This window comes from Rhizobium sp. Root482, from assembly GCF_001426565.1.
Taxonomy (GTDB): domain Bacteria; phylum Pseudomonadota; class Alphaproteobacteria; order Rhizobiales; family Rhizobiaceae; genus Pararhizobium.
On sequence record NZ_LMFA01000001.1, the window covers coordinates 440,843 to 466,520 of the forward strand.

Here is a 25,678-nt window from a genome sequence, read left to right on the forward strand (position 1 = left end):
TCCCCCTTCGCATCGCCGCGCGGCAGCTCGGTCGAATTCGCGGTCTGCGACGTGCCCGTCGCGCGGCCAGTCAGTGCCAGCCGTTCTCCAGCTGGAAGCGCGTCTCTTCGACCGCGATGTTCCATATGGCCAGCATGTCCGTGTCCGGCCGCTCGTAGAGGCCATGAAAACAGCCGTCACCCAGACGGTCGCGTTTGCGGCCGGCATCGACACGGGCAAGGGCGTCGAGATCGACGCGGTCTTTCGGATTTTGCGGCTGATCGATCCCCTCCAATCGCGTCCACGGAAAGTTCTCCATCCAGGACGCGTGCGAGGCACGACTGTCGATTTCCAGCACCTTGGCCATGGTCTTCGGTGCGCGCCACCAGTCGTGCAGCTTGACGCTCGCATCGCGATTGCGGTTCAGCCATTCGGCGATCACCGTCGCAGCCGGCGAATTGCCGCCATGTCCGTTGATCATCAGGATGCGCCGGAAGCCGGTATGATACAGGCTGTCGAGGATGTCCTCTATCACCGCGATATAGGTGCGGATGCGCAATGTGACCGTGCCTGGAAAATCGGCGAAACCGGCGGTCAGTCCATAAGGCATGACGGGAAAGACCGGGACGCCCAAAGGCGCGGCAGCGTCTAGCGCGACCTTCTCGGGAAGGATCATATCCGTTCCGAGACTGAGGCCCGCATGCTGCTCGATGCTCCCAAGGGGCACGATGCAGCGATCATCGGTCTTGAGGCGTTCCTCGACCTGGCTCCAGTTCATCGCATTGATGTGCATTGCAAACTCCTCCCAAAAAATCCGTCCACCGTCCTCGGGTGGGTCGAGCAGCCGACACGGATCGACGCTCGCATGCGGCTTCGCCCATCTGCTCCCGGCATAGCCGCGCCGATCTGGCCGCGATGGAACTCGACGGCCAGCACATCCCTCTGATCGGGAGCGCCCGCAATGATGTTGCTACGCGGCTATTCGCCTATATCTCCTGCACAACGGGCATTCTGATCGCTTTCGACCGCCCGTCTGAACCCTCCACGGTCCCGCGCATTCCTCCTGCGTGTGAAGCCCGATATTCCTCTCCCCGGAACATCGGAATAAGCTCGGGATGATGCGACAGCAGCAAACCCGGCATCTCCCTGCTATTCCCCTGAGGCAAAAGCCGCCTTCATCCTCTCCACGGCTTCATCGACGCGCGAACGCGGGCAACCCAGATTGACCCTCATGAAGCCCTCGCCCTGCCTGCCGAACTTGAGCCCGCGATCGAACCAGACCCGCGCCTTGGTCAGCATGAATTTCTCCAGTTCCGGCGCTGGCATGTCGAGGCCGCGGCAATCCATCCAGGCGAGGTAAAGCGCATCCGTCTTGAAGACCCGCAACGCCGGGATCGCCTGATGAACCGCGGCTGCAAAATGCCGCTGACTTTCGCGAATATAGTCCAAAAGCCCATCCAGCCACGGCTCGCCATCCCGATAGGCCGCCTCGCAGGCCACCGCGCCCAGCGCATTGACAAAGCTCATGCCGCCCCGGGCCAGCGCGTTTTGCACGTCCTTCCGGCGCCTCTCGTTGACGATGAACATGTTGGAGCATTTCAGCCCCGCAAGGTTGAATGTCTTGCTTGGAGCCGTGCAGACGATCGAATTTTCCGCGAATACGTCGCCCAGCGAGGCAAAGGGAATATGTTTCCTTCGCGGATTGAAGACCAGATCCTGATGAATCTCGTCCGCCACGACCAGAATATTATGGCGCAGACAGATCTCGCCCATGCGGCGCAGATCGGCTTCCGACCAGATATTGCCGGTTGGATTGTGCGGATTGCACAGGAAGAAGATTCTGGTCTTCGGCGTGATGGCCGCTTCGAAGGCGTCCGCGTTAAAACTGTACGAACCCGAGCTTTCGTCCAGTTGAAGCGGGGCTTCGACGATATGCCGGCCGTTTTCAACGACATCGATGAAGAAACGCCCATAGACCGGCGGCTGGACGAGGACGCCATCGCCGGGATTGCTGAAGGTCTTCAGGATCAGCGTGAGACCTGTGACCACGCTTGGAATTTGCACCAGCCATTGCGGCTGCGCATCCCATCCGAACCGCTTCTTCTGCCAGCCGCAGACGGCTTCCTCGTAGCTGTCGGTGCGGAACGTATATCCGAAGATGCCATCACGAACGGCCTTTTCGAGCGCCTCGATAACCGGCGGAGGCGCGCGAAAATCCATATCCGCAACCCACATGGGCAAGGGATCGGCGGCAGCCTCGTCCGCGGCCAGGTTTCTGTGGGGAGCCCATTTGGTCGAACTCGTCTGGCGACGGTCGAACTCCAGATCAAAATGCGTGGTCAATGCGCGGCCTCCCCTGTTGCCGCTCATAGTAGCCAAGCCACCGTTTGTGAGAATTAGTTTATTTCAGCAAACTATGATGATATATTTTCACAAATGAAGCCCTCCACCTCCCTCACCCAATTTGTCGTCCTGGCAAAAATCGCCGAAACCGGGGGCTTGTCGTCGGCCGCCCGCGAACTGGGCATGACGCCATCGGCAGTCAGCAAAAGCCTGGCCCTTCTCGAGGAGCAGCTCGGCGTCTCGCTGGTGCGCCGAACCACGCGCGCGGTGACCTTGACCACCCACGGAAAATTGTTCTTCCAGCGCATTTCGCGCATCCTGGCGGATGTGGAGGATACGCTCGACGAGGTCGGCCGCCTGCGCAACCAGGCCAAGGGAGATCTGCATATTTCCTGTTCGATCGCCTTTGGCTGCTCGCAGCTCGTCGGCATTGTCGGCCGCTACCAGCAGGCTTTTCCGGAGGTCAATGTCCACATCACCCTGGATGACAAACTCGTCAATCTCAGCGAGGGCCAGATCGACGTGGCGTTGCGCATCACCGACGCGACCGACGGCCCCTATGCGGCACGCAAGCTGGCGCAGATCCGCTGGGTCTATTGCGCGACCCCTTCCTATCTGGACAAATTCGGGCGTCCGCACAGACCGCAGGATCTGACCAGCCAGCGGCATCAATTATTGGTTTATCCGGCCATGACCAACAATGGAGCATGGACCTACTGGCACGACGGCGCCCTCGAACGGATCAGGGTCGAAGCCGCACTCGAATGCAACAGCAGCCTGGCATTGCTGAATTTCGCCCTGGCGCATCAGGGGATTGCCTGTCTTCCGCTCTATGTGGCCAGCCCGCATATCGGCAATGGCACGATCGAGGTGATCCTGCCCGATTACGCGCCGGCGAGCGTCCACACGCTTTACGCCATGTATTTTCAAAGCCGATACAAGAATCCGCTTATCCGGACCTTCGTCGATTTCATCAAGATGGATATCCAGACGAGACGGGACTGGTAGGACATTCTCCGGCTCGCAACGTAACTGCCGCGCCGTTCCGATGGATCGATCTGAATCGAAGACCCGGCGGTTTCGTCGGAGATCAGTTATGCTGTTGAACGCTCACTCCACCGTCTATCGTCAGGCAGGTGGCGTTCATGAAGGGGCATTCGTCGGAGATCATGAAGACGGCGGCGAGCGCAATTTCTTCCGGCGAGGCGATGCGGCCGCCCGGATGCAGCTTCATCGTCTCGGCCTTGGCGGCGGCCGGATCCGGAAAGCTGTTCCAATAGTCGATCACCTTCCGGGTCGAGACATAGCCGGGCGCCAGGGCATTTACGCGAATGCCTTGTGCCGCATATTCGAGGCCCAGCGACTTCGTCATGCCCAACAGGGCATGCTTGGCAAGCGGATAGGGGAACGTATGCGGGATGATGGTGAAGGCATGCGTCGATGCGATGTTCAGGATAGCACCTCCGCCGGCAGCGATCATCCCGGGCAGGATGGTCTTTGTGCAGTTCCAGGCGCCCTTGAGATTGATGTCGAAGCAGCGCCGCCACTCGTCATCGCTGGTCTCGAGCGGTTCATGAAAAACATTGACGCCGGCATTGTTGATCAGGGCGTTGAGCGGGCCGACCTCAACTGCCGCCTGCTCCACCGCTGCCGCGATTGCCGATGCATCGGTAATACTGGCAACGGAAAACCCGATCCTTGCACCGGAGAGGCGCAGAGTTTTGACCTCCGCCTCCAGAAGCTCCCGGTCGAGATCGATCAGGAACAGGGCCGCGCCTTCCTTCGCACAGGCTTTCGCAATCGCAAGGCCGATGCCCTGCGCAGCGCCGGTGATCATGATCCGCTTGCCGTTGAGACGGTCCGTCATCGCTCTATTCTCCCGTCATCACCACTCGGCAAAGCTGCCGTCTTCATGGCGCCAGATCGGATTGCGCCAGCGGTGGCCTTCCTCGGCCCGCTCGATGACATAAGCTTCGTCAACCTCGATGCCGAGGCCCGGGCCTTGCGGTATGCTGACGAAACCGTCGGCATATTGAAAGACCTCCTTGTTGGAGATGTAGTCGAGAATGTCATTGCTCTTGTTGTAGTGGATACCGAGGCTCTGTTCCTGAATGAAGGCGTTGTAGCTGACCGCATCGACCTGCAGGCAGGCGGCAAGGGCAATCGGTCCCAGCGGGCAATGGGGTGCGAGCGCCACGTCGTAGGCCTCTGCCATGGCTGCGATCTTGCGGCACTCCGTGATGCCGCCGGCATGGGAGAGATCCGGCTGGATGATATCGACGAAGCCGTCCGAGAGAACCTGCTTGAAGTCCCAGCGCGAGTAGAGCCGTTCGCCCAGCGCGATCGGCGTCGAGGTGTGATTGACGATGTCGCGCAGCGCTTCCTTGTTTTCCGACAGCACCGGCTCCTCGATGAACATCAGCTTGTAGGGATCGAGTTCCCTGGCAAGCACCTTTGCCATCGGCTTGTGTACCCGGCCGTGGAAATCGACGCCGATGCCGATATAGGGGCCGACCGCTTCGCGAATGGTGGCAATGGTTTCCACTGCCTTTTCCACCTTCTCCCAGCTATCGACGATCTGCATTTCCTCGCAGCCGTTGAGCTTGATCGCCTTGAACCCGCGGGCGACCACGTCCCTGGCATTGTTGGCGACGTCGGCTGGGCGGTCGCCGCCGATCCAGGAATAGACCTTGATCTTGTCACGCACCTGCCCGCCGAGCAGAGAATGGATCGGCTGGCCGAGCGCCTTGCCCTTGATGTCCCAGAGCGCCTGGTCGATGCCCGATATGGCGCTCATATGGATTGCGCCGCCGCGATAGAAGCCACCTCGATACATGACGTTCCAATGATCCTCGATCAGGAAGGGATCCTTGCCGATAAGGTAGTCTTCCAGTTCGTGAACCGCGGCCTGCACCGTCAGAGCCCGCCCCTCGACCACCGGCTCGCCCCAGCCGACAATGCCTTCGTCCGTCTCGATCTTCAGGAACAGCCAGCGCGGCGGAACGATGTAGGTGGTGAGCTTGGTAATTTTCATCGGGGGCATGCCTTCCTGGCGGACGCAAATGGAACGGGGATGAAGCGGAGACCGGGCATCACGGAGGTCTACGCAAGAATGAGATCGGCGGCCTTTGCGGCAGCGCCGAGAACAGCGGCATTGGTGTTGCCGCTGACGATATTGGGCATGATCGACGCGTCGATCACACGCAGCCGATCGACGCCGCGCACCTTGAGGTCAGGCGTCAACACCGCGTCCGGATCCAGATCATGACCCATCTTGCAGGTGCCAACCGGGTGATAGCCGGTCTTGACCGTGCGGCGGCAATGATCGGCGATCGCCTCGTCGCTGGTCACGCTAGCGCCGGGAAAGATTTCCTTGTCGATCAGTTCACGCATCGGCGATGCCGCCAGCACGGTGCGGGCGAAGCGGAAACCGGCGATCGTCAGGCGCAGATCGTCCGGGTGGCTGAAAATCTGCGTATCAACGACCGGATTGGCGAAAGGATCGGCGGACGCAAGGGTCACGCTCCCGCGTGCCTTGGGCCGCAGCAGCAGCGAGTTGATCGTCACGCCGTCGCCGGGATCGGTGCCCATGACATCGCGGTCCAGATAGACGGTCGGAACGCAGAACATCTGGATCGTCGGTTCGGCATTGTTGCCGTCGGGATCGTAGAAGGCACAAGTCTCGACCCCCGTCGTGGTCGCCGGACCGGATTTGAACAGCAGATACTGCAACCCGGCCTTGATCATCGGCCAGCCCCGATCCGCACCATAATAGCCGAACGAACCCTTCGTCGTGGCAACGACCGGGCATTCGTAGTGATCCTGCAGGTTCCGGCCGACGCCGGACAGGGATATTTCGGTCCTGATGCCGTGGCGGGACAGTCCGCCTTCCGGGCCGATGCCGGAGAGCATCATCAATTTGGGTGTCTGGTAGGCGCCGGCTGCCAGAATGATTTCCACGCCGGCCTTGGCCGTCTTCCGGGAGCCGTTCTGCATGTAGTCGACACCGACAGCCCTACCGTTTTCCAGGATGATGCGTGTAACCGTCGCCTCGGTCTCGATGGTCAGCCGGGGATCGTTCATCACCGGCGCGAGGAAGGCATCGACTGCGCTGCAGCGGCGACGGGTCTGCCAGTCGATCGTATGCTGCATGAAGCCGACGCCGAACTGTTCGGCGCCGTTGAAATCCGGATTGTAGGGAATGCCCATGCTCTGCAGGGTCTTCACATAGGTGCGCGTCATCGGGCTGGTATGGCCAAGGTTCGAAATCTTCAGCGGCCCGCCGACCCCGTGGAATTCTCCGCCGAGATGATCATTGTCTTCCTGCGCCTTGAAATAGGGCAGGATGTCCCGGTAGGACCATGCACCGTCATTGTCTGCACCTGGGGCCGTCACCGCTTCGTTCCAGCGATCGTAATCGGCCGCCTGTCCGCGCATATAGACCATGGCATTGACGGTGCTGCCGCCACCCAGAACCTTGCCCTGCGGGACGATCGGGCCGCGACCGTTCAACTGTTCTTGCGGCTTGGTCTGGTGCATCGACAGATAGGTGTCCCTGGCGAGGAACTTCATGTAGCCGGCCGGAAAATGCATGATCGGATGGGCCTTGCGCGGCCCGCGTTCCAGCATCAGTACCCGCGCCTTGCCGTCCTTGACCAAGCGCGCCGCGACGACGCAGGCGGAGCTGCCGCCGCCGATGATGATGTAATCATATGCCGTCCCTTGGGACATGTTCCATTCTCCAGCCGCTTCGATTGGCGGCAACTGCTATCGGTCGGGCGTGGTGGACGGCGTCATCCGAAGACTGCCGCTGAGCGTCTCGCCCACCTGCAATACGGCGAGATCACCGAGCCCGGGCAGATTGTGGCCATTCGCCAGATGCGTCATCGGCTCGAAACAGAAATAATCGCGCCGGAAAGCCGGATCGAACCGCGTGTCGGACACGAAAACGAAGGCATGGCGGAAAAGCGGATCGGCCGTCAGCGACAGTTGCGCCGCCCGCTCGGGCCAGACGATTTGCGCCTCGCCGCACCAGTCTTCAAAACCGTTGTTCACCCAGCGATGGGGCAAGCCCCGGGGTTCGTTGAAATCGACGTCCGTGGGGATATCGGTGGCCTCACCGGGCAACCAGTCTTCCACTTCGGTCCAGTATTTGCGGGCAGGCGCCAGCAATGTCGTCTCCGGCGTCATCGGGAAATAAGGATGCCAGCCGAGACCGAAGGGAAGCGCCTCTTCTCCCCGGTTGGTGACGGACAATGTGAACTCAAGTGCGCCGGCCCGCAGGGAGAACCGCTGAATTGCGGAATAGCTATAGGGGGTCGCATCGTCCGCTTCGTGATGAAAGACGAGTTCCACCATCGCGGCGTCCTGCTGGCGGATGCTCCAGTCCGCCTGCCATCCCTCGCCATGGAGATAGTGCCTGTCCCAGTCGGTATTCGGCCGCAACAGGTAATCCTTGCCGTTGAAGCGAAAGCGGTTGTCCTTCACTCGATTGCCGAACGGCACGAGCGGATAGCAACCGGATGCGAGCGCATCCGCATCGTCGCCCGGGGCTTCGCGCAGCAACGGCAAACGCAGGCCATCGCGCATCCACCAGAATCCGAGCACGATGCCACCATGCGTGGATATGCGGGTAAGAAGATCGCCGCTGCTGAGATCGATAACGGTCACCGCCTCAGCCCTTGTTGCGCGCCGCACCGCGCTTGATCGCCTGGATGTTGGCAAGCACCGCGACGACGATGATGAGGCCGCGCACGACCTGCTGGAAAAACGGATTGATGCCGAGAAGCACCAGCCCGTTGCCGATCAAGGTGATGACCAACACACCCAGCAATGTCCCGAGCATGGAACCGCGCCCGCCGGAAAGGGCCGTCCCGCCGACGACGACGGCAGCAATCACGTCAAATTCCAGGCCGCTTGCCGCCGTCGCATTGCCCGAGCCGAGACGCGAGAGGAGCAGGATGCCGGACACCGCAGCCATGGCGCCGGCAATGGCGAACAGCGCGACACGGATGCGGGCAACATTGATACCCGAAAGGAACGCCGCGTGTGGATTGCCCCCGATCGCAAAGACCGAACGCCCGAAGGCGGTCCTGCGGCTGACGAAGGCAAAGACCGCAAACAGCACCAGCATGATGATCGCCGCCGGCGGCACGCCGAGCACCGGCCGGTCAAGCATATCGACGATCTCGTTGCGGCCGATCGAGACCGGCAGCGCGTCGGTGACGAACAGGGCCGTGCCGCGCAGCGCGCTCCACAGGCCGAGCGTACCGACGAAGGACGGCACGTCGAAATAGGCACGCAGGATCCCGGCGATCGAGGCAAGCGCCGCCCCGATCGCGATGGCGAACACGAAGGCGATCGGCGTCGGGATACCCCATTGCAGGAGATAAGCGAGCGCCACCGAGATGAAGGCAACCATCGGACCGACGCTGACATCGATCTCGCCGGAGATGATGATCAAGGTGGCGGCCCAGGCGGCAATGCCGATGGTTGCCGCGTCGCGCAGGATGTTGATCTGGTTGTTAAACGTCATGAAGCCGCCGGCCGTGGCGGTAAAGACGATATAGAGCACGGCAATCGCGACGAAGAGGCTGACTTCGTTCATGTGCTGCGAAAATCCGCCGCGCCGGCGTTTCGCGGATGCGGGTGATTGTGCTGCCTGTTCGAGGGACATTCCGTATTCTCCGTCAGTGCCCGGCGATGCAGGCGGCCATGACGGCGTCCTGATCGATATCGGGTGATGTGAATTCTTCCTTCAGCGTGCCTTCGCGCAGGACAAGGACACGATCGCAGACGAGCGGCAGTTCCTCGATCTCGCTGGAAACGAAGATGATGCTGCGGCCTTCGGCGGCAAGCTGGCGGATGATGGTGTAGATCTGGGCTTTCGCCTCGACATCGACGCCACGCGTCGGTTCGTCGAGCAGGAGGATCCGGCTGTCGGCGTGGACCCAGCGGCCGATGACCACCTTCTGCTGGTTGCCGCCCGAAAGCGTTCCGATCGGCGTATCGGTTTCTGCGGTCTTGATGTGCAGGCGCTGAACGATCCTGCGCGTTGCCTCCGCCATGCGGCTGGCCGAGAGAATGCCCTTGCTGCTGACCGCTGCGAAATCGGTGGCGACGACATTCTCATCGACGCCGAGCAGGGGAACGATGCCCTCCTCCTTGCGGCTTTCCGGCGTATAGCCGAAGCCGGCAGCCAGCATGCCCTTGTATTTCGGCCGTCCCACCGGTTTTCCATCAACAGAAACAGTGCCGCGATCAAAGGGCCGGACACCCATGATCGATTGCAGGAGTTCGGTTCGGCCCGAACCGAGCAACCCGGCAATGCCCAGGACTTCGCCCTGGCGCAGCATGAAGGAGATCGACGAGAGTTTTGGCGCCAGCGCCAGGTCCGCCACATCCAGCACGACCGTTTCGCGTGTTTTCGTTTCAAGAGCAGCGGCCTGCGCCACGTCCGAACCCAGCATCAGCCGCACGATCTCGCGGGTATCGGCCCCGGCCACATCGACCGTGTCGATGATCCGGCCATCGCGCATCACGGTTGCCGATTGTGAAATCCGCCGGATTTCGTTCATCCGGTGGCTGACATAGATGACCGCGATGCCCTCCCCCGCAATGCGCTGGACGGCGGTCATGACCTTTTCCGCCTCTGCGGCGGCGAGCGAGCTTGTGGGTTCGTCGAGGATGACGAGCTTCGGCTTGCCAATAAGGACGCGGGCAATTTCGAGAAGCTGCCGCTCGGCGGGGCTGAGGCCCGCGACGAGACGGGACGACGGAAGATCGAGGCCAAGGCGCTTCATCGCCTCTTCCGCCTGCGCTTCCATCTCGGAATAGCTGAGGATACCGGCCTTGCGCGGCCAGCGCCCGAGAAAGAGATTTTCCGCCAGCGTCATTCCAGGCACCAGGGAAAGCTCCTGATAGACCACGCGCACACCCTTCGAGAAAGATTCTTGCGCGCGGGCCGAGCCCGTCTGGGTCAGTTCTTCGCCGTTGATGCGCACCGTGCCTGAATCGGGGACTTCCGCCCCCGTCAGCATCCGGATCAGCGTCGATTTGCCGGCTCCGTTCTTGCCCAGCAGCGCACGGACCTCGCCGGCGGCAACATCGAAGCTGGCATCATCGAGCGCCAGCACGCCCGGGTAGCGTTTCGTGCAACCCTCGATCGAGGCGATAATGGTACGAGCGGAGCTTTGGCGGGCTGCGGAATTGATCATGGCTAAACCAGTTCAGAGTGTGTTGCGCCATCGCTATCATGGCGTGGCCCGGCCGGGCAGACGGATATGTCTGCCCGGCCGGTCAGGTCAAGTGCACGTCCCCTTAGGTCAGTGCGGCTTGGGAGATCACGGAATACCGTCGGAATGGGCTTCGAGCCAGGCCTTGCCGGATTCGGCCGTATTGTAGAGATCGATTTCGTAGGGCACCTTGATGTCGGCCGGCGCCTGTCCGTCGATCGACTTGATCGCCTGCGCCAGGGCCAGCTTGCCAAGCCCTTGGCCGGAGATATCGACGACCGCCTTGATGACCGTGAAATCTACCAATTCCTGAGCGATTTCCGTTGTCATATCGCCACCGAAGACGACAGTCTTGCCGACACGGCCCTGGCTTTTGACGGCACGGGCAGCACCCAGCGTCGCGCCACCGGCTTCACCGAAGAAAGCGTCGAGATCGGGATTGGACGACAGCATCGTACTGGCGACGGAAACCGCCTTGTCGAGCGTTGCGCCTTCCTGGTTGGCGACGATCTGCGCACCCGGCACCCTGGCCATCAAGGCTTCTTCAAAGCCCTTGCGGCGCGTAACGCAGACTTCGACGAATTCGCAGTTGAGAACGGCAATCTTCGGCGCGTCCTTCTTTTCGGCCAGGAAATATTCGGCAGCGGCATCGCCCAGCTTGTGGCCAAAATCATAGGGATCGCCAATGGCATAGGCCGAGACGAATTCCTTCATGTCCTTCTCGCCGAGGCAGGTATTGTAGCAAACGACCGGAATGCCGGCGTCATGCGCGCGCTGGATGGCGCGGTAAGAGCCATCGGCCGAAACCGGCGAGACGATGATGGCCTGCACGCCGGCGGAGATCAGCGAGTCGATGAAGGAGGATTCCTTGCTGACGTCGCCCTGCGCGTTGGTTTCGATGATCTCGAGCTTGCGCCCGGCATCGGTTGCGCCGGTCTGGATGCCCTTGCGAACACCGGCATAGAAGCCCTGTGCATCCATGTAGATCGCACCGATCTTGAGGTCTTTGTCCTGAGCCGAGGCGAACCCCGTAGCCGCACCAAAGGCCAACATCGTCATTGCCGTCAAAGCGGCGGTTGTCTTGAGCTTCATATGCTCCTCCCATTCGAATTCTTCGCGACGCGAGCAAAACCCGCGAACGCGCCTTCACCTCCGGCGCGACACCCTCAGGATAGGGTTCATCATATTATTGTCAATATAAATACGATGTATTTTTTGAGAATGTCCAACCAGGGCCGCGAGCTAAATCGCATGTCGGTTTTTCTCTTTTTAAAAATGTAAAATATCTCATATTTTACAGTGACTTGAATAAAGCACTTTACAGATTTAAATTTGAAACAACTGAAAAAACCGGCCTTGTATAAATACTATTTATCCGGCATTTCGCATCACGAAAATTGACAACCATGCAAATCCCGGTCAAAGCTGGCAGGATGTTGCAGCCGGGCGGGTGGTATGCTGGAGGACCGAATGACAGTTGCGAGAACGGCAGGAATGGTGTCCGCCAATGGCTTTCCGATCGCGGAAAGTGGCAAGCGAAGCGTTCGCGAGGCATTGTTGCAACAACTTGTGGACCTGATTATCTCCGGGGAAATGCCGGAAGGGTCCGTCCTGCCGAACGAGGCCGACCTGACCGAAAAATTCGGCGTGAGCCGGACGACGTTGCGTGAGGCCATGCAATATCTGTCCGCCCTCGGGATCGTTCGCTCACGCACACGCGCCGGAACGACGATCCTTCCGAAGGAAAACTGGAACTACCTCGACCCGATTATTCTCGACGCGATGCTGAAGTTTGGTGCCGACGAGCGATTCTACATATCGCTGATCGACGCGCGACAATTGCTGGAACCCGCGGCGGCGGCGCAAGCGGCGGCAAACGCCACCGCCCGGCAGCTGTTCCAGATTTCCAAAGCGTTCGAGGAAATGGTCGAGGCAAATGCGCGCGACACCGAGGGATGGAGCCGCGCAGATCTGGACTTTCACACCGCGATCATCAACGCGAGCGGAAACTGGGTTTACCAGCAATTCGCAACCGCCATACGCGCCGCGTTGCTCGCCAGCTTTCGCCTGACGAATCGTGCGAGCCAATCCCATGAACAGGCCATCAGCAAGCATCACGATGTGCTGGAGGCAATCAGAATGCGCCAGCCGGAGAGTGCTAGCCAGGCAATGGAAGAGCTTATCGGTGTTGCACGACACGAGATTGCAGACGCCTTGCGCAATCGCTCGTGAGCCTCCTGAACCGCCCGAATTGCTTATCATTTCATTACGAAAGCCTGACGTCGCCGGCTGCGAAGGTCTTGAGAGGGCGTGAACGACGATCAGGCGACCCCTTGCCGCAACGTACGCGGTAGCCTGTTCCGGAGGAGGCAGCAGTCTCTGGATGGAAGTGTCACGCACAACCACGCCGTTTCCTCGGGCGACCAGGTCCGGAACGAGTTGCCGATCAGGTCGCACAGCCGGAAAAAGTTTCCGAGACAGCCCTTACGCCGCTCGCCATCAGCCAGCGCCGTAATCCACTGCCGCCTGCTAAAACCCATCTAGGCTTCGTGCTGGCTGAACATGCTGACGGCGATCAGCAGCAGGATGGCACCGATGATTAGTGCGTCGAAAATGGCGAAATGATAGAAGAAGCTTGGCATCGCAGTATCCTCCTGACAGACAGAATACTCCAAAACCACGAAAGTTCCAAATTTCGCTGGCAGAAAGACATGAAAAAGCCGGGGTTTTTCTCCCCGGCCTCAGTATTTCGCTAATGCAAACTGCTAAAGTTGCAATGCAGCAAGCTTAGTTCTTGGCCTTGTCGACCAGCTTGTTCTTGCCGATCCAAGGCATCATGCCGCGCAACTTGGCGCCGACTTCCTCGATCTGGTGGTTGTCGTTCATGCGGCGGATACCCTTGAAGCGGGCAGCGCCCGAACGGTATTCCTGCATCCAGTCGGAGGTGAACTTGCCTGTCTGGATGTCGGTGAGGACGCGCTTCATTTCGGCCTTGGTTTCGGCAGTGATGATGCGCGGACCGGAGACATATTCGCCCCACTCGGCCGTGTTCGAGATGGAGTAGTTCATGTTGGCAATGCCGCCTTCATAGATCAGGTCGACGATCAGCTTTACTTCGTGCAGGCACTCGAAATAGGCCATTTCCGGCGCATAGCCGCCCTCGACCAGCGTTTCGAAACCGGCGCGGATCAGTTCCACCAGGCCACCGCAGAGAACGACCTGCTCGCCGAACAGGTCGGTTTCGCATTCTTCCTTGAAATTGGTCTCGATGATGCCGGAGCGGCCGCCGCCGACGCCGCAGGCGTAGGAAAGCGCGAGGTCGAGCGCATTGCCCGAAGCGTTCTTTTCAACGGCAACGAGGCAGGGAACGCCACCGCCCTTCTGGTATTCGCCGCGAACCGTATGGCCGGGGCCCTTCGGTGCGATCATGACGACGTCGAGCGTGTCCTTCGGTTCGATCAGGCCGAAGTGAACGTTAAGGCCGTGCGCGAAAGCAATCGCTGCGCCGTCGCGAATATTGCCGGCGATGTCGGCCTTGTAGATGTCGGCCTGGAGTTCGTCAGGCGTTGCCATCATCAAAAGGTCGCCCCATTTGGCGGCTTCGGCAACGGTCATGACCTTGAAGCCATCGGCCTCGGCCTTCTTGATGGTGGCCGAACCGGCCTTGAGCGCGATGACGACATTGTTTGCGCCCGAATCCTTCAGGTTCAGCGCATGGGCACGGCCCTGGCTGCCGTAGCCGACGATGACGACATTCTTGGACTTGATGAGGTTGAGATCTGCATCACGATCGTAATAGACGCGCATTGTAATTTCCTTCCCTTTGCGTGTTTCTCTAAATTCTTTCGGCCGCCCTCAGGGCTGTGCCGAACCCTTTTCGCGGCCATGAAGGCGAAGGAAAGCGGCAACCGCCCGCTCCGCCCTGTGGCCGAAATCTCTTGCCATCCGGCCGCTGTCCTCGCCGAGCAGCATGCGCAGATGCAGGTCGGAAACGATCAGGCCGTAGAGCGCGTCATAGGCTTCCTCGCCGTCGTCGAAGGAAAGCAGCCCGGCGCGCCGTCCTGCGTCCAGAAGCACCCCTGCCCGCTTGCCGATCTGGCGGCGGCCGCGCTCCTGCAGCATCAAGCCGAGCTTCGAGCCCTCGCGGCTCGCCTGCCCGATCGCCAGCCGGTTCAAGGCCAGCGAGACCTCGCCGGCCAGAACCTCCAGAAGGTCGCGCGCAAACAGCACCAGATGCTCGCGCAGCCCCCTGGCCGTCAGCATATCCGCGGCATCATCGAAGGTGCGCACCTTGCTCGCCTGGAAACCGATCATCGCCGACAGCAGGCCGTCGCGGTCACCGAACCATTTGTACAGGCTTTCCTTCGAGCAATTGGCCGCCCGCGCCACGCCCGCCGTCGTCAGCGCCCGCTCGCCGCCATCGACCAGCAGCCGCAGGGCACTGTCGAGCACCGCGCTCTGGCGCTCGGAATAGGCCGGCTGTTGGGAGTGGACGGCGGATTGCATCAGGTCTCCAGTCAGTACCGTACGGTACGGTTCGCAATTCTATGCCGCAGTCCGCCGAATGGGTCAAGCCTGTCGAAGCGATTGGGCGATGAAAATTTCAGGCCGTCGAAGGCAAGCGGCCGGAACAGGAAAAACCATTGTCCCAATCCTGACCCGCGCTGGGCAACAAGCCCTAAAATGGCAGCGATCACCGCCTTTGCCTCGGTTTCGCTCGGCAACCGCCTCGGCTAGTGTCGATCCGCCTCGCAGGCCAATTTCGGAGTTTTCATGTACCGCAGAACCGCCGGACTTTTTCTTTTCACCACGCTCATCCTGGCCACCCTTCCCGCCGCCGCCCAATCCGACGACACGGTCCGTGACCGGATCGAAGCGCTGCACGGCAATGCCGAGGGCTTTGCCGAACCATTCCGGCGCCTCGCCGATGCCATGCGCGACGGCGACGCGGTCAGGATCGCCGAACTCTGCGACTATCCGCTGCGGGTGAACGCCAATGGCGAAAGCTATGATGTCCAGACAGCCGAAGATTTTGTCAACAATTTCGATGCACTGCTGATGCAGGAAACCCGAGACGCGATAGCGGCCCAGTCCTATGGCGCGCTCTTCGTCAACAGCGACGGCGTCATGCTGGCCGATGGCGCCGTGTGGATGAGCGCCGTCTGCGATGACGACGATTGCAGCACATCCCATTGGGCCGTCATCGGCATCAACAACTGAGAAACGAGAGGAACGCCATGCGCATTCAACTTATCGCCGCCGCCTTCCTCGCTTCCGCCGCACCAGTCGCTCTTGCGGCGGACCAGCCCGTCTATGCCGGGACCTGGGATTGCGAGGTCTCGACCTTCATCTTCACCGACAACACCTATGACAGCGGCGAAGGGCCGATGCCGGTCGAAAAAGTCGAGAAGGAAGGCGAAAACTATATCCTGACGCTCGACGGCGACTACCAGATCGGCCTGTCGAGCGTCACCGACACCTCGATGCAATGGCTTTCGATGGCGAGCGGCGACATGTTCGAGTGCAAGCGCGTCGAATAGTCAGGGAGCACCTTTTGGCGGCGTCACCGGTCCGTCCTCCTCGGCGATCTCCTTCTGGGTGATCAGCCGCGCGCTGTGCTGGCCGCTCAGATAGATCCACAGCCAGCTCCAGGCGACGGCAAAGCGGCTGCGCGTGCCGATGAGAAAATAGATATGGGCGATGCCCCATATCCACCAGGCGAGCGTGCCCTTCACCTTGAAACGCCCGAAATCCATGATGGCCGAGCGCTTGCCGATCGTTGCCAGGCTGCCCTGGTGGCGATAACGGAAGGAACCCGGCTCGGCCCGGCCATCCAGCCTGGCGCGGATGACGCGCGCAACATAGGCGCCCTGCTGCTTTGCCGCCGGCGCGATGCCCGGCACCGGCGTGCCGTCTTCGCGCAGGAGCGACGCCGTATCGCCAATGACGAAAACATCCGGATGACCGGGTGCCGTCAAGTTTTTTTCGACGATCGCCCGGCCGGCGCGGTCGGCTTCGATGCCGAGCCACTGCGCGGCGGGCGATGCCTGAACGCCGGCCGCCCAGACCAGTGTGCGGCTTGCCACCACCTCGTCGCCCATCGCAAGGCCGGTCTCCGTGCAGGATGTGACGCGCTGGCCGGTGCGCACCTCGACGCCGCATTTCTCGAGCGCGCGATGCGCATAGGCCGAAAGCTCCTCGGAAAATCCGGCAAGCACGCGCGGCCCGGCCTCGATCAGGATCACCCGCGCCGCGCGCGTATCGATGCGGCGAAACTCCTTCGGCAGAGTGGAATGGGCAAGCTCGGCGATGATGCCGGCCAGTTCCACGCCGGTCGGGCCTGCGCCGATGACGACGAATGTCAAAAGCGCGTCGCGCACCGCCGGATCGGTCTCGATCTCCGCCCGCTCGAAGGCAGACAGCAGACGCCTGCGGATGGTGGTGGCATCCTCCAGTGTCTTCAGGCCGGGCGCCACCCGCGCCCATTCGTCATGGCCGAAATAGGTGTGGGTAGCACCGGTCGCCAATACCAGCATGTCGTAGCCAATGCTTGCGCCATCCGTCAGTCGCACGGTTTTGGCACCGGTATCGACGCCCTCGACCTCCGCCAGAATCGTCGTCACCTCCCGCCGATCCCGAAAAAGCCTCCGGATCGGCCAGGCGATCTCCGAGGTGGCCAGAAGCGTGGTGGCAACCTGGTAGAGCAGCGGCTGGAAAAGATGATGATTGCGCCGATCGACGAGGGTGATGTCCAGGGACGCGCCCTCCAGATCGCTCGCAACCTGCAGCCCGCCGAAGCCACCTCCGACGATAACCAGATGTGGACGCTGTGATGAACTCATTGTCCTGGTCTCCACTTTCAGCCATCTGCCATGAGAACATTAACGTCTCCGCGGCTTTTGAACAGGCTCGGCATTTCGGCTGGCAATATCAATCAGCCACTGTCCATCGACGGCATCGACGCTCCCGCACGGGAGACAATACCAACCCTCGGCATGAGGTTCCGCCTCGCGCGGTTCATAAAGCAATCGCTGAAATCCGCCTTCAACCACGGAACCATAGGGAGATATCGAGGTTCTAGGGGATCATTGCAGGAGGTTCCGTTGCGTAGCCAATCCCTCGACCTGTTGAAATCCTTCGTCCATACCCCCTCTCCCAGCGGCCGCGAGATAGAACTCGCACGGCTCTACCGCCAATACCTGTCTCCCCTCGCCGATCGCGTGACCCATGACGTCATGGGAAATGTCACGGCCATTCTCAATCCGGATGCGCCCATGCGGATCATGCTCGCCGGGCATATGGACGAGATCGGCTTCATGGTTCACTACATCAGCAGCGACGGCTTCCTTCACATCAGCTCGATCGGAGGCAATGACAGCGTCATCGCCGACGGACAGCGCGTCTGGGTCCACGGCCGTGAACGCATCGCCGGTGTCGTCGGCGGCAAGGCCATGCATCTGAAGTCGCCTGAAGAGCAGAAACAGAGACCTCTTCTCAAAGAGCTGTGGGTTGATGTCGGCGCCGCCTCGAAAGACGAACTGGCCGAACTCGTGACGATCGGAGACACCGTCACCATACAGACCGAATTCCAGCCGCTTCGGCAAAATCGGGCAACGGCGCGTGCCTTCGACAACAAGGTGGGCGTGTTCGTCGTCGCGGAAGCTTTGAGGTTGATAAAGGAAGGCGGAAGCCTGCACCCGCAGGTTGGCATCTGGAGCGTGGCAACCGTTCAGGAAGAAATAGGCTCACGTGGCGCAGAGACGGCCGCTTTCGACATCGACCCACAGGTGGCGTTGGCGGTCGATATGGGCCAGGCTCTCGACTATCCCAAGCTCATCACGGCGGATCAAGGCGAATTCTATCTCGGCCGGGGCCCGGGAGTCCCGCGCGGCGCCAACACCAACCCGGTCCTGTTCGATATGCTGGTCAAAGTGGCGAAGGACAATGATATCCCCTATCAGGTGACCGCCACGCCGGGCACAAGCCCCACGGATGCAAGAGTTCTGCAAACCAGTCGCAGCGGTGTCGCCGCGGCACTGCTGGAAGTCCCGTTGCGTTATATGCACACACCCTGCGAGGTGGTCAGTCTGGACGATGTCGCCAATTGCGCCCGGCTTCTTGCGGAGTTCTGCACGCAGGTGACCCCGGAAACCGATTTCAGGCCGCTTGCGGACAAGGACAATGTCCGGAGTTTCGACGGCTAGGTTGCATTTCGATCGATCCCTTCACTTAAGAGAAATCACGAAATTATCTGCGCCTCGCTCGTCAAGCCATAAAACGGAGAAGACTCTCGGCCGTTTTCAGCCGATAATTGCGGCATGTTTTATGACGAGAGGACAGGATAATGCGCAAGATCGGCCTTATCGGCGGGATGAGCTTCGAAAGTTCGGCCATCTATTACCGGATGATCAACGAGGCCGTGCGTGCGCGGCTTGGCGGTTTTCATTCGGCCGAGGTCCTGCTGCATTCGGTCGATTTCCAGACCATCGTCGATCTGCAGAAGACCGGCCGCTGGGACGACGCGGCAAGGCATCTTTCCGAAGTCGCCAGGGGCCTGGAGACAGCCGGTGCCGCCTGCGTGCTGATCTGCACCAATACGATGCACATCATCGCCGACGAGGTCGAGGCAGCGACATCAGCGCCCCTGATCAACATCATCGACGAGACCGCACGTGCTCTGAAATCCGCCGGTGCCGCGCGTCCGCTGCTGCTTGCCACGCGCTATACGATGGAACAGGGCTTTTATACGCAGCGCATGGCCGGCCACGGCATCGAGGTCCTCGTGCCGGACGCCGACGAGCGCAACCTCGTCCACGACATCATCTTCGATGAACTCTGTGCCGGCGTGGTTCTCGACACGTCACGCGAGACGCTGATGGCCGTGATCGAACAGGCGAGAACGAAGGGCGCCGATGCGATCATCTTAGGCTGCACGGAAATCTGCCTGATCCTCGACCCCAAAAACCTGCCGCTTCCCGGCTTTGATTCCACCGCCATCCATGCCGAGGCCGCCGTCGATTTCGCGCTCGCAGGTCTGCCGCAAAAAGATGAGCAGGCGGCCTGACGCAAGGGAAGATGGCTCACGCGGTCCCGCCCGCTCGCCTTGAGTCAGGCGGCCGCGTCATAGGCGGCGCGCGCGGAACGGATCGCGTCGTGATGGGCAAGCGACCAGTCCACCAGCCCTTCGACAAGGACGAGAAAGGACTGGCCAAGCGGGGTCAGGCTGTATTCGACGCTCGGCGGCTGGGTGGGAAAGACCTGGCGGGCGATGTATCCGTCGCGTTGCAGGTCGCGCAGCGTCTGGGTCAGCATGCGCTGCGAAATATCCGGGATCAGCCGCCGCAGGGCTGAAAACCGCATCGGCCCCTCGGCCAAAGCGAGGATCATCAGCGTATTCCACTTCCCGCCGATATTGTCGATCACATCGCGAACCGGGCAATCCTTCATGGAAACCACGGCGCCCTTCACGAAAAGCACCCGTTCGCCCTCGGCCTTGCCCGTCACTCTGTTCATGGCATCGGTTCCCTTCGCGTAACCACCACAGAAAAACCTGCCTCCTTTACATGCGCCAATGGATGACGAAATTAGAGAAGGTCTCTTTTGAGAACCATATCTCAATTAGGACGTTCCGGCAACACGCCGCCGTCCATTCGCTCACGCAAGGGAATTCGCATGTCCGACACTCTTCTCGTCACCGGCGCCAGCGGCAAGCTCGGCCGCCTCATCCTTGATGAACTGCTTTCCTCGAACCGGGTTACGCCGGAAAACATCATCGCCACCAGCCGCGAGACGAGCAAGCTTGCGGACTACGCGGCAAAGGGCGTCACCATCCGTACCGCCGATTTCGACGACGCAGCCTCGCTCGACGCGGCTTTTGAGGGTGCCGACCGCATCCTGATCGTCTCCACGGATGCGCTCGATGCGCCGGGAAAACGCCTGCGCCAGCATCTTGCCGCCGTAGAAGCGGCGCGCAAGGCCGGCGCCAAGCATATTCTCTACACCTCGATGCCGAACCCGGAGACCTCGGCCGTTCTCTTCGCGCCGGATCACCTGGGCACCGAGAACGCCATCAAACGGACGGGGATCGCCTATACGATCCTGCGCAATGGCTGGTATATGGAAAACCTGTTCATGGCTCTGCCGCATGCCCTTTCCGAAGGAAAATGGTACAGCGCCGCCGGCAAGGGCAGGCTCGCCCATATCGCCCGCCAGGATATCGCGCGTGCGGCCGCTGCCGCTCTTTCCTCCGGCAGCACGCAGAGCGCCACCTATACGCTGACCGGCGAAGCCAGCCACGACACGGACGAAATCGCAGCCCTGGCATCGAACGTCACCGGCAAGCCGCTCGAGGTCGTGCACATCACCGATGACGCGCTTGCCAAGGGCCTTGCCGCAGCCGGCCTGCCCGGCTTCCTCATCCCCGTCGTCGTCTCCTTCGACACCAATACGCGCGAAGGCCATATCGACATGGTGACCGGCGATACAAAGCAGCTTTCCGGCCGGCCGTTGACTTCACTTGCGGACTTTCTCAAGGCAAACCAAGCCGCGCTTGCCGGCTAAAAGGCAAAGGGCTCCGCGAAATCGGAGCCCTTCAAGCCTGCTTCAGACATCCTGGCCGCAAGCGCGGCGGAAGCGGCGGACCGTTTCGGCCATGCCATATTCCAGCGCATCGGCCGTCAGCCCGTGGCCGATCGACACTTCGTCGAGATTGGTGATCCGCGCCGCCAGCGCCGGCAGATTGGCAACCGTCAGGTCGTGGCCGGCATTCACCCCAAGCCCGAATTCGGCGGCGATTTCGGCGGTGCGGCCAAGCGCCTCCAGAATTTCGGCACCGCGCCCGGGATCGTCGTGGCAGCCGCCATAGGGACCGGTATAGAGCTCGATCCGATCGGCGCCGATGTCGCTGGCGATCCGCAGCGCCTCCCGGTCGCCGTCGCCGTCGGCAAACAGCGACACGCGGAACCCCTTCTTCTTCAGCCGATCGACGACATTGCCGAGAAGATTATGGCTCTTGCGGAAATCCCATCCATGGTCCGAAGTGGCCTGGGCCGGATCGTCGGGAACCAGCGTCACCTGCTCGGGCTGATGGCGCTCGACCAGTTCGAGGAAGGCCTCGGTCGGGAACCCCTCCATGTTGAACTCCGCCCCGGGATGGAGATCGTCGATGAGCGCACGGATCGGCGCCAGGTCGGAAAAACGGATATGGCGCTCGTCCGGGCGCGGATGCACCGTCAGGCCGCTCGCCCCGGCCTGCAACGCGATCTCCCCAAGCCCGACAACCGATGGCCAGGGAAGGTCACGCCGGTTCCTCAGCATGGCGATGGCATTCAGGTTCACCGAGAGTTTCGCAGCCATTCCAGCACCTTCCACATGTCCGTCCGGGGTTTCGGCCCCCTTTCTAGCGGTTCCTCCCATCACCCGCAACAAATCCGCGATGCGAGACAGGATGACGCAGAACCGCCCATTTCATAGCGTTTTATGCCCGACGGATGCGCTTTAGGCGGCAATCGGGCCTGACAAGGCTTGAAAACTCCGACTAAATAACGAATCAGATAGGGCCTGCCCGAACGGCAAGCGAAGATGCCCGTTTCACCCACTAAATCGGAACCGATGACCCCACGCCCATGCCATGACACCACCGGCCAAGCCAGCGTCTCCTGCAAAAGATCGCCCGGTGCGATGACGGTCGGACTGGCTGGCCCTGAAAGCGAGCCGGTGCGATGACGGCTGCCGGGGAAAGACCGGACGATCGGGCGATCCGCCAGGCGCTGGATGCCATCCTTTCGAGCGATGTCTTTGCCCGCTCCGAACGGTTGCGCGCCTTCCTCGGCTATGTCGTGGAAAAGGAGATGGCGGGCTGCGGTCACCAGTTGAAGGGTTATACGATCGGCATCGACGTATTCGAGAGGCCGCAGGCCTTCAATGCCGACAGCGATCCCCTGGTGCGCGTCCATGCCGGCAAGCTCAGAAAACTGATCGCCGCCTATTATGCCGGACAGGGCATGGCCGATGAATGGCGGATCGACATCCCAAAGGGCAGCTATGCCCCCTGCTATCGGCGGCGCCCCGCACAGGCCTCTGCCCAGAATCGCACGCCCGCCCATGCCTCCGCTCCGTCACGCCGCGATGCCGGCAAGCGGTTCTCCTGGCTGCCCGCACCGCTGTCGTCACCCATCGCGGTGCTCTCGGTGCTGCCTCTGCTGATCTTCGTGCCGATGGCGCCGCCCACCCTGGATGTCGATATCCCGGCTCGCTCGCGCCTGCACAGCGTGATGCAGAAGGCGCAGCCCGACCATGACCTGCCGAAGATCCGGCTGCACGCCGAGGGCCCGCAAACCGCGACGGCCTCGCGCTTTGTCGATGCCCTGCGCAACGCGGCCGCGCATTACAGGACGGTCGAAATGCCACGCGAAACGGGCCGGCGGCAAACCTCCCATCCGCTGGCCTTCACCCTCTCCGTCACGCAGCAGAATGCACCCGCCGGCCTCCGGGTGACGATTTCCAACGATGCCGCCTCCGAAAGTCTTTTCGCTGGTTTCATTCCCGCGGAACGGCTGGCCGACGACGCCGATATTCTCTTTGAAAGCCTCGCCCTGGCAGCCAGGGCCTTTCCTGCCACCGGTGAGGTCTTTCGCTATGCCGACACCGTTGGCATCGACAGTCCGCTGATGAAATGCATGGCGGCGACCGAAGACTATCGCCATTCGCGCACGCGCGACGCGTTCCACAATGCCCGGTCCTGCCAGGAAACATTGTCGGGCGACGATCGCGAATGGCTGAAATTCACCATCAGCGCCGCCGCCCTGCCGGAAACGCTTCGCCGCTGACCGAATTCTCCAGCGCAGCCGAACTGAGAGAAATTGTCGATAATTTCTGCCATTCCCGGCTGAAAAAGGTGATTTTTCGCCGGAAACAGCCGATTTTATCCCTAATGTTATGGACTGTTCATTTTCACGCCACGCGTGTAGCCTGATCGGGTAAGTGGAAAGAGGCCTGGTTCGCTCGTCAGGCAGGCATGATTGGTTTCTGGTTCCATCGTCGATGGCATGCGGGGTCCCGAGGAGCATCCGACATATGTCCGGTTCTTGTCCCGGCATTTGTCCAATGGGTTGTTTTCCCCTGAAGCGCGACCAGCGGGGGTAAATTTCAGAAGCATGCCACAACAGTCACAGATCATCCCGGCCATACGGACCCGGCAAGCGGCATGCGGATTTCTGCCGCGCCTGCCGCTGCCCGGAACCATTGCCGATGACCATGTCGCCATCGCCGACATGGCCGATGCTTTCGGCGTCACCCATCGGACGCTGCATTTCTACGAGGAAAAAGGCCTGCTTTCGGCCGAACGACTGGGCCCGATGCGCGTCTATGGCGAGAGTGACATCCGCCGCATGACGATCATCAACGCCTGCCGCGAGATCGACATGCCGATCGCCGATATCCAGGACCTGATGGAAGCGCTTTCGGCCTCGGTCAGCCAGGAGGACGCCGCGCGCATCTTCGAGGAGGCACTGCAGGCCCGCAAACGCGAACTGGCGGCCCAGCAATCGATCCTGCGCCGCCAGATGCAGCGGATCGGCGAACTGATCGAATCCGTCGCGCAGGGCGACGACGCGGAGCGGCTGGCGCTCCCCCCGATCCATCTCTCGCCCATCGAGATCAAATGCCTCGCCTTCATGGCCGAGGGCTATCCGGCAAACCGCATCGCCGGCCTCATGGACATGGACCTGACGGCAGTGCTGACGCTGGAATCCGGTATCGTCCGCAAGTTCAATGGCCACAACCGCTTCCAGGCCGTGGCCAAGGCCGTGCTGATGGGCTTCGTCTCGGCGGATTGACCTATCGTACGATGGTCAGCGTTTCCGCCGCGCGGGTGATGGCCGTATAGAGCCAGCGCTCGCGCGTATCGCGAAAGGCCCAGCTTTCGTCGAACAGCACGACATCGTTCCACTGCGAGCCCTGCGCCTTGTGCACCGTTAGCGCATAACCATAATCGAATTCGTCGTAGCGCTTGCGGGTCGACCAGGGGATCTCGCCCTCGACATCCTCGAAGGCCGTCTTCAGAAGCTTGATCTTGGCAGCGCCGCGATCCATGTCGTCGTCTTCCGGGCGGATCATAAGGTTGATGCCGGGCTTGACCGTCTCCTTCGACGAGGTCATCACCTGCCAGAGCGAACCGTTGAGCAGGCCCTTGGCCGGATCGTTGCGCAGGCAGACCAGCTTGTCGCCGGATTGCGGATAATCGGTCGAAAAACCCTTCAATTCGCGCAGCCGCATATTGTAGCGCCGCCGCGTCTTGTTGGTGCCGACCAGCACCTGGTCGGCGTCGAGCACCAGGCTCTGCGTCACCTCGTTCTTCGAGATCACCTTGGCGGCGCCATAGTCGCCATGCATGATTTCCTTGCCTTCGCGCACCTGCATGGCCAGCTGGATGATCGGGTTGTCGCGCGCCTGCCGATGGATATCTGTCAGAAGATAGTCCGGCTCCTCATTGGTGAAGAAGCCGCCGCCGGAGACCGGCGGCAACTGGCCGGGATCGCCCAGCACCAGGATCGGCGTCCCAAAACTCATAAGGTCCTTGCCGAGCGCCTCGTCGACCATTGAACATTCGTCAACGATGATCAGCGCCGCCTTGGCAACGGGCGACTGCCGGTTGATGGCGAACATCGGCGCGATCGAGGTCCGACCGGTCTCCTCGTCGGAAACCTCCTCCTCGCCGCGCGGCCGGTAGATCAGCGAATGGATCGTCTTGGCATTGCTGGCGCCTTTCGAGCGCAGCACTTGCGCTGCCTTGCCGGTGAAGGCCGCAAACAGCACCTCGCCATCGACATGTTCGGCGAAATGCCGCGCAAGCGTCGTCTTGCCGGTGCCGGCATAGCCGAACAGGCGAAACAGCGGCGAGCGCCCTTCCTTCAGCCAGCGTGAAACGGCCTTGAGGGCCTCGTCCTGTTGCGGTGCGAATTCCATCCCCGATCTATTGCCCGATTCGCACCGGCCTGTCGCCCGGCATCCAACCGGCAGCCATTGCGATATCGACGCCGATAAATTTTTCTGGAAAAGCGGGAATAGGAATTGCGCCAGGGCAGTCTTATCGTCGGGCCGGCCACGGGCGGGCTCGATCAGGA

The 25,678-nt window shown here is 61.2% G+C and carries 24 protein-coding genes and 1 pseudogene; 9 read left to right on the plus strand and 16 right to left on the minus strand.

Annotation, left to right across the window (positions count from 1 at the left end):
• Nucleotides 1–70: 70 nt before the first annotated feature.
• Nucleotides 71–772 carry a creatininase family protein gene (locus ASD31_RS01895; protein WP_056328512.1) on the minus strand — a complete coding sequence of 234 codons (702 nt, stop codon included), beginning with the start codon at nucleotides 770–772 and terminating at the stop codon, nucleotides 71–73.
• 356 nt (nucleotides 773–1,128) lie between these two features.
• Complete coding sequence (locus tag ASD31_RS01900; protein WP_244483728.1) at nucleotides 1,129–2,322, minus strand: MalY/PatB family protein; 1,194 nt, start codon at nucleotides 2,320–2,322, stop codon at nucleotides 1,129–1,131.
• Between the two features lie 93 nt (nucleotides 2,323–2,415).
• Between ASD31_RS01900 and ASD31_RS01905 the strand changes: the two genes are divergently transcribed.
• Nucleotides 2,416–3,330 (plus strand): LysR family transcriptional regulator, encoded by a 915-nt coding sequence (locus ASD31_RS01905; protein WP_056328517.1) that lies wholly within the window; start codon nucleotides 2,416–2,418, stop codon nucleotides 3,328–3,330.
• An 82-nt stretch (nucleotides 3,331–3,412) separates the two neighbouring features.
• On the opposite strand, the gene ASD31_RS01910 is transcribed toward ASD31_RS01905, so the two are convergent.
• The 7 genes from ASD31_RS01910 to ASD31_RS01940 form a co-directional block, all read right to left on the minus strand.
• A complete protein-coding gene (locus tag ASD31_RS01910; protein WP_056328520.1) occupies nucleotides 3,413–4,189 on the minus strand; it encodes an SDR family oxidoreductase in 777 nt (258 codons plus the stop codon).
• A gap of 18 nt (nucleotides 4,190–4,207) precedes the next feature.
• A complete protein-coding gene (gene dgoD / locus ASD31_RS01915) occupies nucleotides 4,208–5,356 on the minus strand; it encodes a galactonate dehydratase (RefSeq protein ID WP_056328522.1) in 1,149 nt (382 codons plus the stop codon).
• A 68-nt stretch (nucleotides 5,357–5,424) separates the two neighbouring features.
• The gene (locus ASD31_RS01920; RefSeq protein WP_056328525.1) at nucleotides 5,425–7,053 is read right to left on the minus strand and encodes a GMC family oxidoreductase; all 1,629 of its coding nucleotides are present in this window, start codon (nucleotides 7,051–7,053) and stop codon (nucleotides 5,425–5,427) included.
• A 36-nt stretch (nucleotides 7,054–7,089) separates the two neighbouring features.
• Nucleotides 7,090–7,992, minus strand: a complete 903-nt coding sequence (locus ASD31_RS01925) for an aldose 1-epimerase (RefSeq protein ID WP_056329307.1) — start codon at nucleotides 7,990–7,992, stop codon at nucleotides 7,090–7,092.
• A 4-nt stretch (nucleotides 7,993–7,996) separates the two neighbouring features.
• Nucleotides 7,997–8,998: an ABC transporter permease gene (locus tag ASD31_RS01930; protein WP_056328529.1), complete on the minus strand. Its 1,002-nt coding sequence runs from the start codon at nucleotides 8,996–8,998 to the stop codon at nucleotides 7,997–7,999.
• A gap of 13 nt (nucleotides 8,999–9,011) precedes the next feature.
• A complete protein-coding gene (locus tag ASD31_RS01935) occupies nucleotides 9,012–10,538 on the minus strand; it encodes a sugar ABC transporter ATP-binding protein (RefSeq protein ID WP_056328530.1) in 1,527 nt (508 codons plus the stop codon).
• A gap of 126 nt (nucleotides 10,539–10,664) precedes the next feature.
• On the minus strand, nucleotides 10,665–11,648 hold the full coding sequence (locus ASD31_RS01940) for a substrate-binding domain-containing protein (protein WP_056328533.1): 984 nt from the start codon (nucleotides 11,646–11,648) through the stop codon (nucleotides 10,665–10,667).
• 378 nt (nucleotides 11,649–12,026) lie between these two features.
• Between ASD31_RS01940 and ASD31_RS01945 the strand changes: the two genes are divergently transcribed.
• Nucleotides 12,027–12,788: a FadR/GntR family transcriptional regulator gene (locus ASD31_RS01945; protein ID WP_056328534.1), complete on the plus strand. Its 762-nt coding sequence runs from the start codon at nucleotides 12,027–12,029 to the stop codon at nucleotides 12,786–12,788.
• A gap of 90 nt (nucleotides 12,789–12,878) precedes the next feature.
• On the opposite strand, the pseudogene ASD31_RS26580 reads toward ASD31_RS01945, so the two are convergent.
• The 3 genes and pseudogenes from ASD31_RS26580 to ASD31_RS01955 form a co-directional block, all read right to left on the minus strand.
• Nucleotides 12,879–13,037 (minus strand): annotated as a pseudogene (locus ASD31_RS26580) (short-chain dehydrogenase); the annotation flags it as partial.
• A 306-nt stretch (nucleotides 13,038–13,343) separates the two neighbouring features.
• Entirely contained in the window at nucleotides 13,344–14,363 is a 1,020-nt protein-coding gene (gene ilvC / locus ASD31_RS01950; protein ID WP_056328537.1) for a ketol-acid reductoisomerase, read from the minus strand.
• A 48-nt stretch (nucleotides 14,364–14,411) separates the two neighbouring features.
• Complete coding sequence (locus tag ASD31_RS01955) at nucleotides 14,412–15,062, minus strand: TetR/AcrR family transcriptional regulator (protein ID WP_056328540.1); 651 nt, start codon at nucleotides 15,060–15,062, stop codon at nucleotides 14,412–14,414.
• A gap of 267 nt (nucleotides 15,063–15,329) precedes the next feature.
• Here ASD31_RS01955 and ASD31_RS01960 point away from each other — a divergent pair, with 267 nt between their 5' ends.
• On the plus strand, nucleotides 15,330–15,776 hold the full coding sequence (locus tag ASD31_RS01960; RefSeq protein ID WP_056328542.1) for a hypothetical protein: 447 nt from the start codon (nucleotides 15,330–15,332) through the stop codon (nucleotides 15,774–15,776).
• Nucleotides 15,777–15,793: 17 nt separating this feature from the next.
• Nucleotides 15,794–16,096: a hypothetical protein gene (locus ASD31_RS01965; RefSeq protein WP_056328545.1), complete on the plus strand. Its 303-nt coding sequence runs from the start codon at nucleotides 15,794–15,796 to the stop codon at nucleotides 16,094–16,096.
• Here ASD31_RS01965 and ASD31_RS01970 read toward each other — a convergent pair whose 3' ends face one another.
• Entirely contained in the window at nucleotides 16,097–17,398 is a 1,302-nt protein-coding gene (locus ASD31_RS01970; protein ID WP_056328548.1) for an NAD(P)/FAD-dependent oxidoreductase, read from the minus strand.
• 57 nt (nucleotides 17,399–17,455) lie between these two features.
• Between ASD31_RS01970 and ASD31_RS01975 the strand changes: the two genes are divergently transcribed.
• Nucleotides 17,456–18,760 carry a M20/M25/M40 family metallo-hydrolase gene (locus tag ASD31_RS01975; RefSeq protein ID WP_244483729.1) on the plus strand — a complete coding sequence of 435 codons (1,305 nt, stop codon included), beginning with the start codon at nucleotides 17,456–17,458 and terminating at the stop codon, nucleotides 18,758–18,760.
• A 140-nt stretch (nucleotides 18,761–18,900) separates the two neighbouring features.
• The gene (locus ASD31_RS01980; protein ID WP_056328553.1) at nucleotides 18,901–19,620 is read left to right on the plus strand and encodes an aspartate/glutamate racemase family protein; all 720 of its coding nucleotides are present in this window, start codon (nucleotides 18,901–18,903) and stop codon (nucleotides 19,618–19,620) included.
• Nucleotides 19,621–19,664: 44 nt separating this feature from the next.
• On the opposite strand, the gene ASD31_RS01985 is transcribed toward ASD31_RS01980, so the two are convergent.
• Complete coding sequence (locus ASD31_RS01985; protein WP_056328555.1) at nucleotides 19,665–20,069, minus strand: winged helix-turn-helix transcriptional regulator; 405 nt, start codon at nucleotides 20,067–20,069, stop codon at nucleotides 19,665–19,667.
• Between the two features lie 159 nt (nucleotides 20,070–20,228).
• Here ASD31_RS01985 and ASD31_RS01990 point away from each other — a divergent pair, with 159 nt between their 5' ends.
• Entirely contained in the window at nucleotides 20,229–21,116 is an 888-nt protein-coding gene (locus ASD31_RS01990; protein WP_056328557.1) for an SDR family oxidoreductase, read from the plus strand.
• 42 nt (nucleotides 21,117–21,158) lie between these two features.
• Here ASD31_RS01990 and ASD31_RS01995 read toward each other — a convergent pair whose 3' ends face one another.
• On the minus strand, nucleotides 21,159–21,911 hold the full coding sequence (locus ASD31_RS01995; protein ID WP_056328559.1) for a pyridoxine 5'-phosphate synthase: 753 nt from the start codon (nucleotides 21,909–21,911) through the stop codon (nucleotides 21,159–21,161).
• A 365-nt stretch (nucleotides 21,912–22,276) separates the two neighbouring features.
• On the opposite strand from ASD31_RS01995, the gene ASD31_RS02000 reads away from it, so the two are divergent.
• Together ASD31_RS02000 and ASD31_RS02005 are read left to right on the plus strand one after the other, a co-directional pair.
• A complete protein-coding gene (locus ASD31_RS02000; protein WP_056328562.1) occupies nucleotides 22,277–23,383 on the plus strand; it encodes a hypothetical protein in 1,107 nt (368 codons plus the stop codon).
• A 327-nt stretch (nucleotides 23,384–23,710) separates the two neighbouring features.
• Nucleotides 23,711–24,391: a MerR family transcriptional regulator gene (locus tag ASD31_RS02005; protein ID WP_056328564.1), complete on the plus strand. Its 681-nt coding sequence runs from the start codon at nucleotides 23,711–23,713 to the stop codon at nucleotides 24,389–24,391.
• Between the two features lies 1 nt (nucleotide 24,392).
• Here ASD31_RS02005 and ASD31_RS02010 read toward each other — a convergent pair whose 3' ends face one another.
• Nucleotides 24,393–25,520: an ATP-dependent DNA helicase gene (locus ASD31_RS02010; RefSeq protein ID WP_056329310.1), complete on the minus strand. Its 1,128-nt coding sequence runs from the start codon at nucleotides 25,518–25,520 to the stop codon at nucleotides 24,393–24,395.
• Nucleotides 25,521–25,678: the final 158 nt, after the last annotated feature.

What these genes read in the sequence shown, in the direction of transcription:
- ASD31_RS01895 (WP_056328512.1), bottom strand. Translation starts at nt 772, where the DNA reads ATGCACATCAATGCGATGAACTGGAGCCAGGTCGAGGAACGCCTCAAG.
- ASD31_RS01905 (WP_056328517.1), top strand. Translation starts at nt 2,416, where the DNA reads ATGAAGCCCTCCACCTCCCTCACCCAATTTGTCGTCCTGGCAAAAATC.
- ASD31_RS01910 (WP_056328520.1), bottom strand. Translation starts at nt 4,189, where the DNA reads ATGACGGACCGTCTCAACGGCAAGCGGATCATGATCACCGGCGCTGCG.
- dgoD (WP_056328522.1), bottom strand. Translation starts at nt 5,356, where the DNA reads ATGAAAATTACCAAGCTCACCACCTACATCGTTCCGCCGCGCTGGCTG.
- ASD31_RS01920 (WP_056328525.1), bottom strand. Translation starts at nt 7,053, where the DNA reads ATGTCCCAAGGGACGGCATATGATTACATCATCATCGGCGGCGGCAGC.
- ASD31_RS01930 (WP_056328529.1), bottom strand. Translation starts at nt 8,998, where the DNA reads ATGTCCCTCGAACAGGCAGCACAATCACCCGCATCCGCGAAACGCCGG.
- ASD31_RS01935 (WP_056328530.1), bottom strand. Translation starts at nt 10,538, where the DNA reads ATGATCAATTCCGCAGCCCGCCAAAGCTCCGCTCGTACCATTATCGCC.
- ASD31_RS01940 (WP_056328533.1), bottom strand. Translation starts at nt 11,648, where the DNA reads ATGAAGCTCAAGACAACCGCCGCTTTGACGGCAATGACGATGTTGGCC.
- ASD31_RS01945 (WP_056328534.1), top strand. Translation starts at nt 12,027, where the DNA reads ATGACAGTTGCGAGAACGGCAGGAATGGTGTCCGCCAATGGCTTTCCG.
- ilvC (WP_056328537.1), bottom strand. Translation starts at nt 14,363, where the DNA reads ATGCGCGTCTATTACGATCGTGATGCAGATCTCAACCTCATCAAGTCC.
- ASD31_RS01955 (WP_056328540.1), bottom strand. Translation starts at nt 15,062, where the DNA reads ATGCAATCCGCCGTCCACTCCCAACAGCCGGCCTATTCCGAGCGCCAG.
- ASD31_RS01960 (WP_056328542.1), top strand. Translation starts at nt 15,330, where the DNA reads ATGTACCGCAGAACCGCCGGACTTTTTCTTTTCACCACGCTCATCCTG.
- ASD31_RS01965 (WP_056328545.1), top strand. Translation starts at nt 15,794, where the DNA reads ATGCGCATTCAACTTATCGCCGCCGCCTTCCTCGCTTCCGCCGCACCA.
- ASD31_RS01970 (WP_056328548.1), bottom strand. Translation starts at nt 17,398, where the DNA reads ATGAGTTCATCACAGCGTCCACATCTGGTTATCGTCGGAGGTGGCTTC.
- ASD31_RS01980 (WP_056328553.1), top strand. Translation starts at nt 18,901, where the DNA reads ATGCGCAAGATCGGCCTTATCGGCGGGATGAGCTTCGAAAGTTCGGCC.
- ASD31_RS01985 (WP_056328555.1), bottom strand. Translation starts at nt 20,069, where the DNA reads ATGAACAGAGTGACGGGCAAGGCCGAGGGCGAACGGGTGCTTTTCGTG.
- ASD31_RS01990 (WP_056328557.1), top strand. Translation starts at nt 20,229, where the DNA reads ATGTCCGACACTCTTCTCGTCACCGGCGCCAGCGGCAAGCTCGGCCGC.
- ASD31_RS01995 (WP_056328559.1), bottom strand. Translation starts at nt 21,911, where the DNA reads ATGGCTGCGAAACTCTCGGTGAACCTGAATGCCATCGCCATGCTGAGG.
- ASD31_RS02000 (WP_056328562.1), top strand. Translation starts at nt 22,277, where the DNA reads ATGACGGCTGCCGGGGAAAGACCGGACGATCGGGCGATCCGCCAGGCG.
- ASD31_RS02005 (WP_056328564.1), top strand. Translation starts at nt 23,711, where the DNA reads ATGCCACAACAGTCACAGATCATCCCGGCCATACGGACCCGGCAAGCG.
- ASD31_RS02010 (WP_056329310.1), bottom strand. Translation starts at nt 25,520, where the DNA reads ATGGAATTCGCACCGCAACAGGACGAGGCCCTCAAGGCCGTTTCACGC.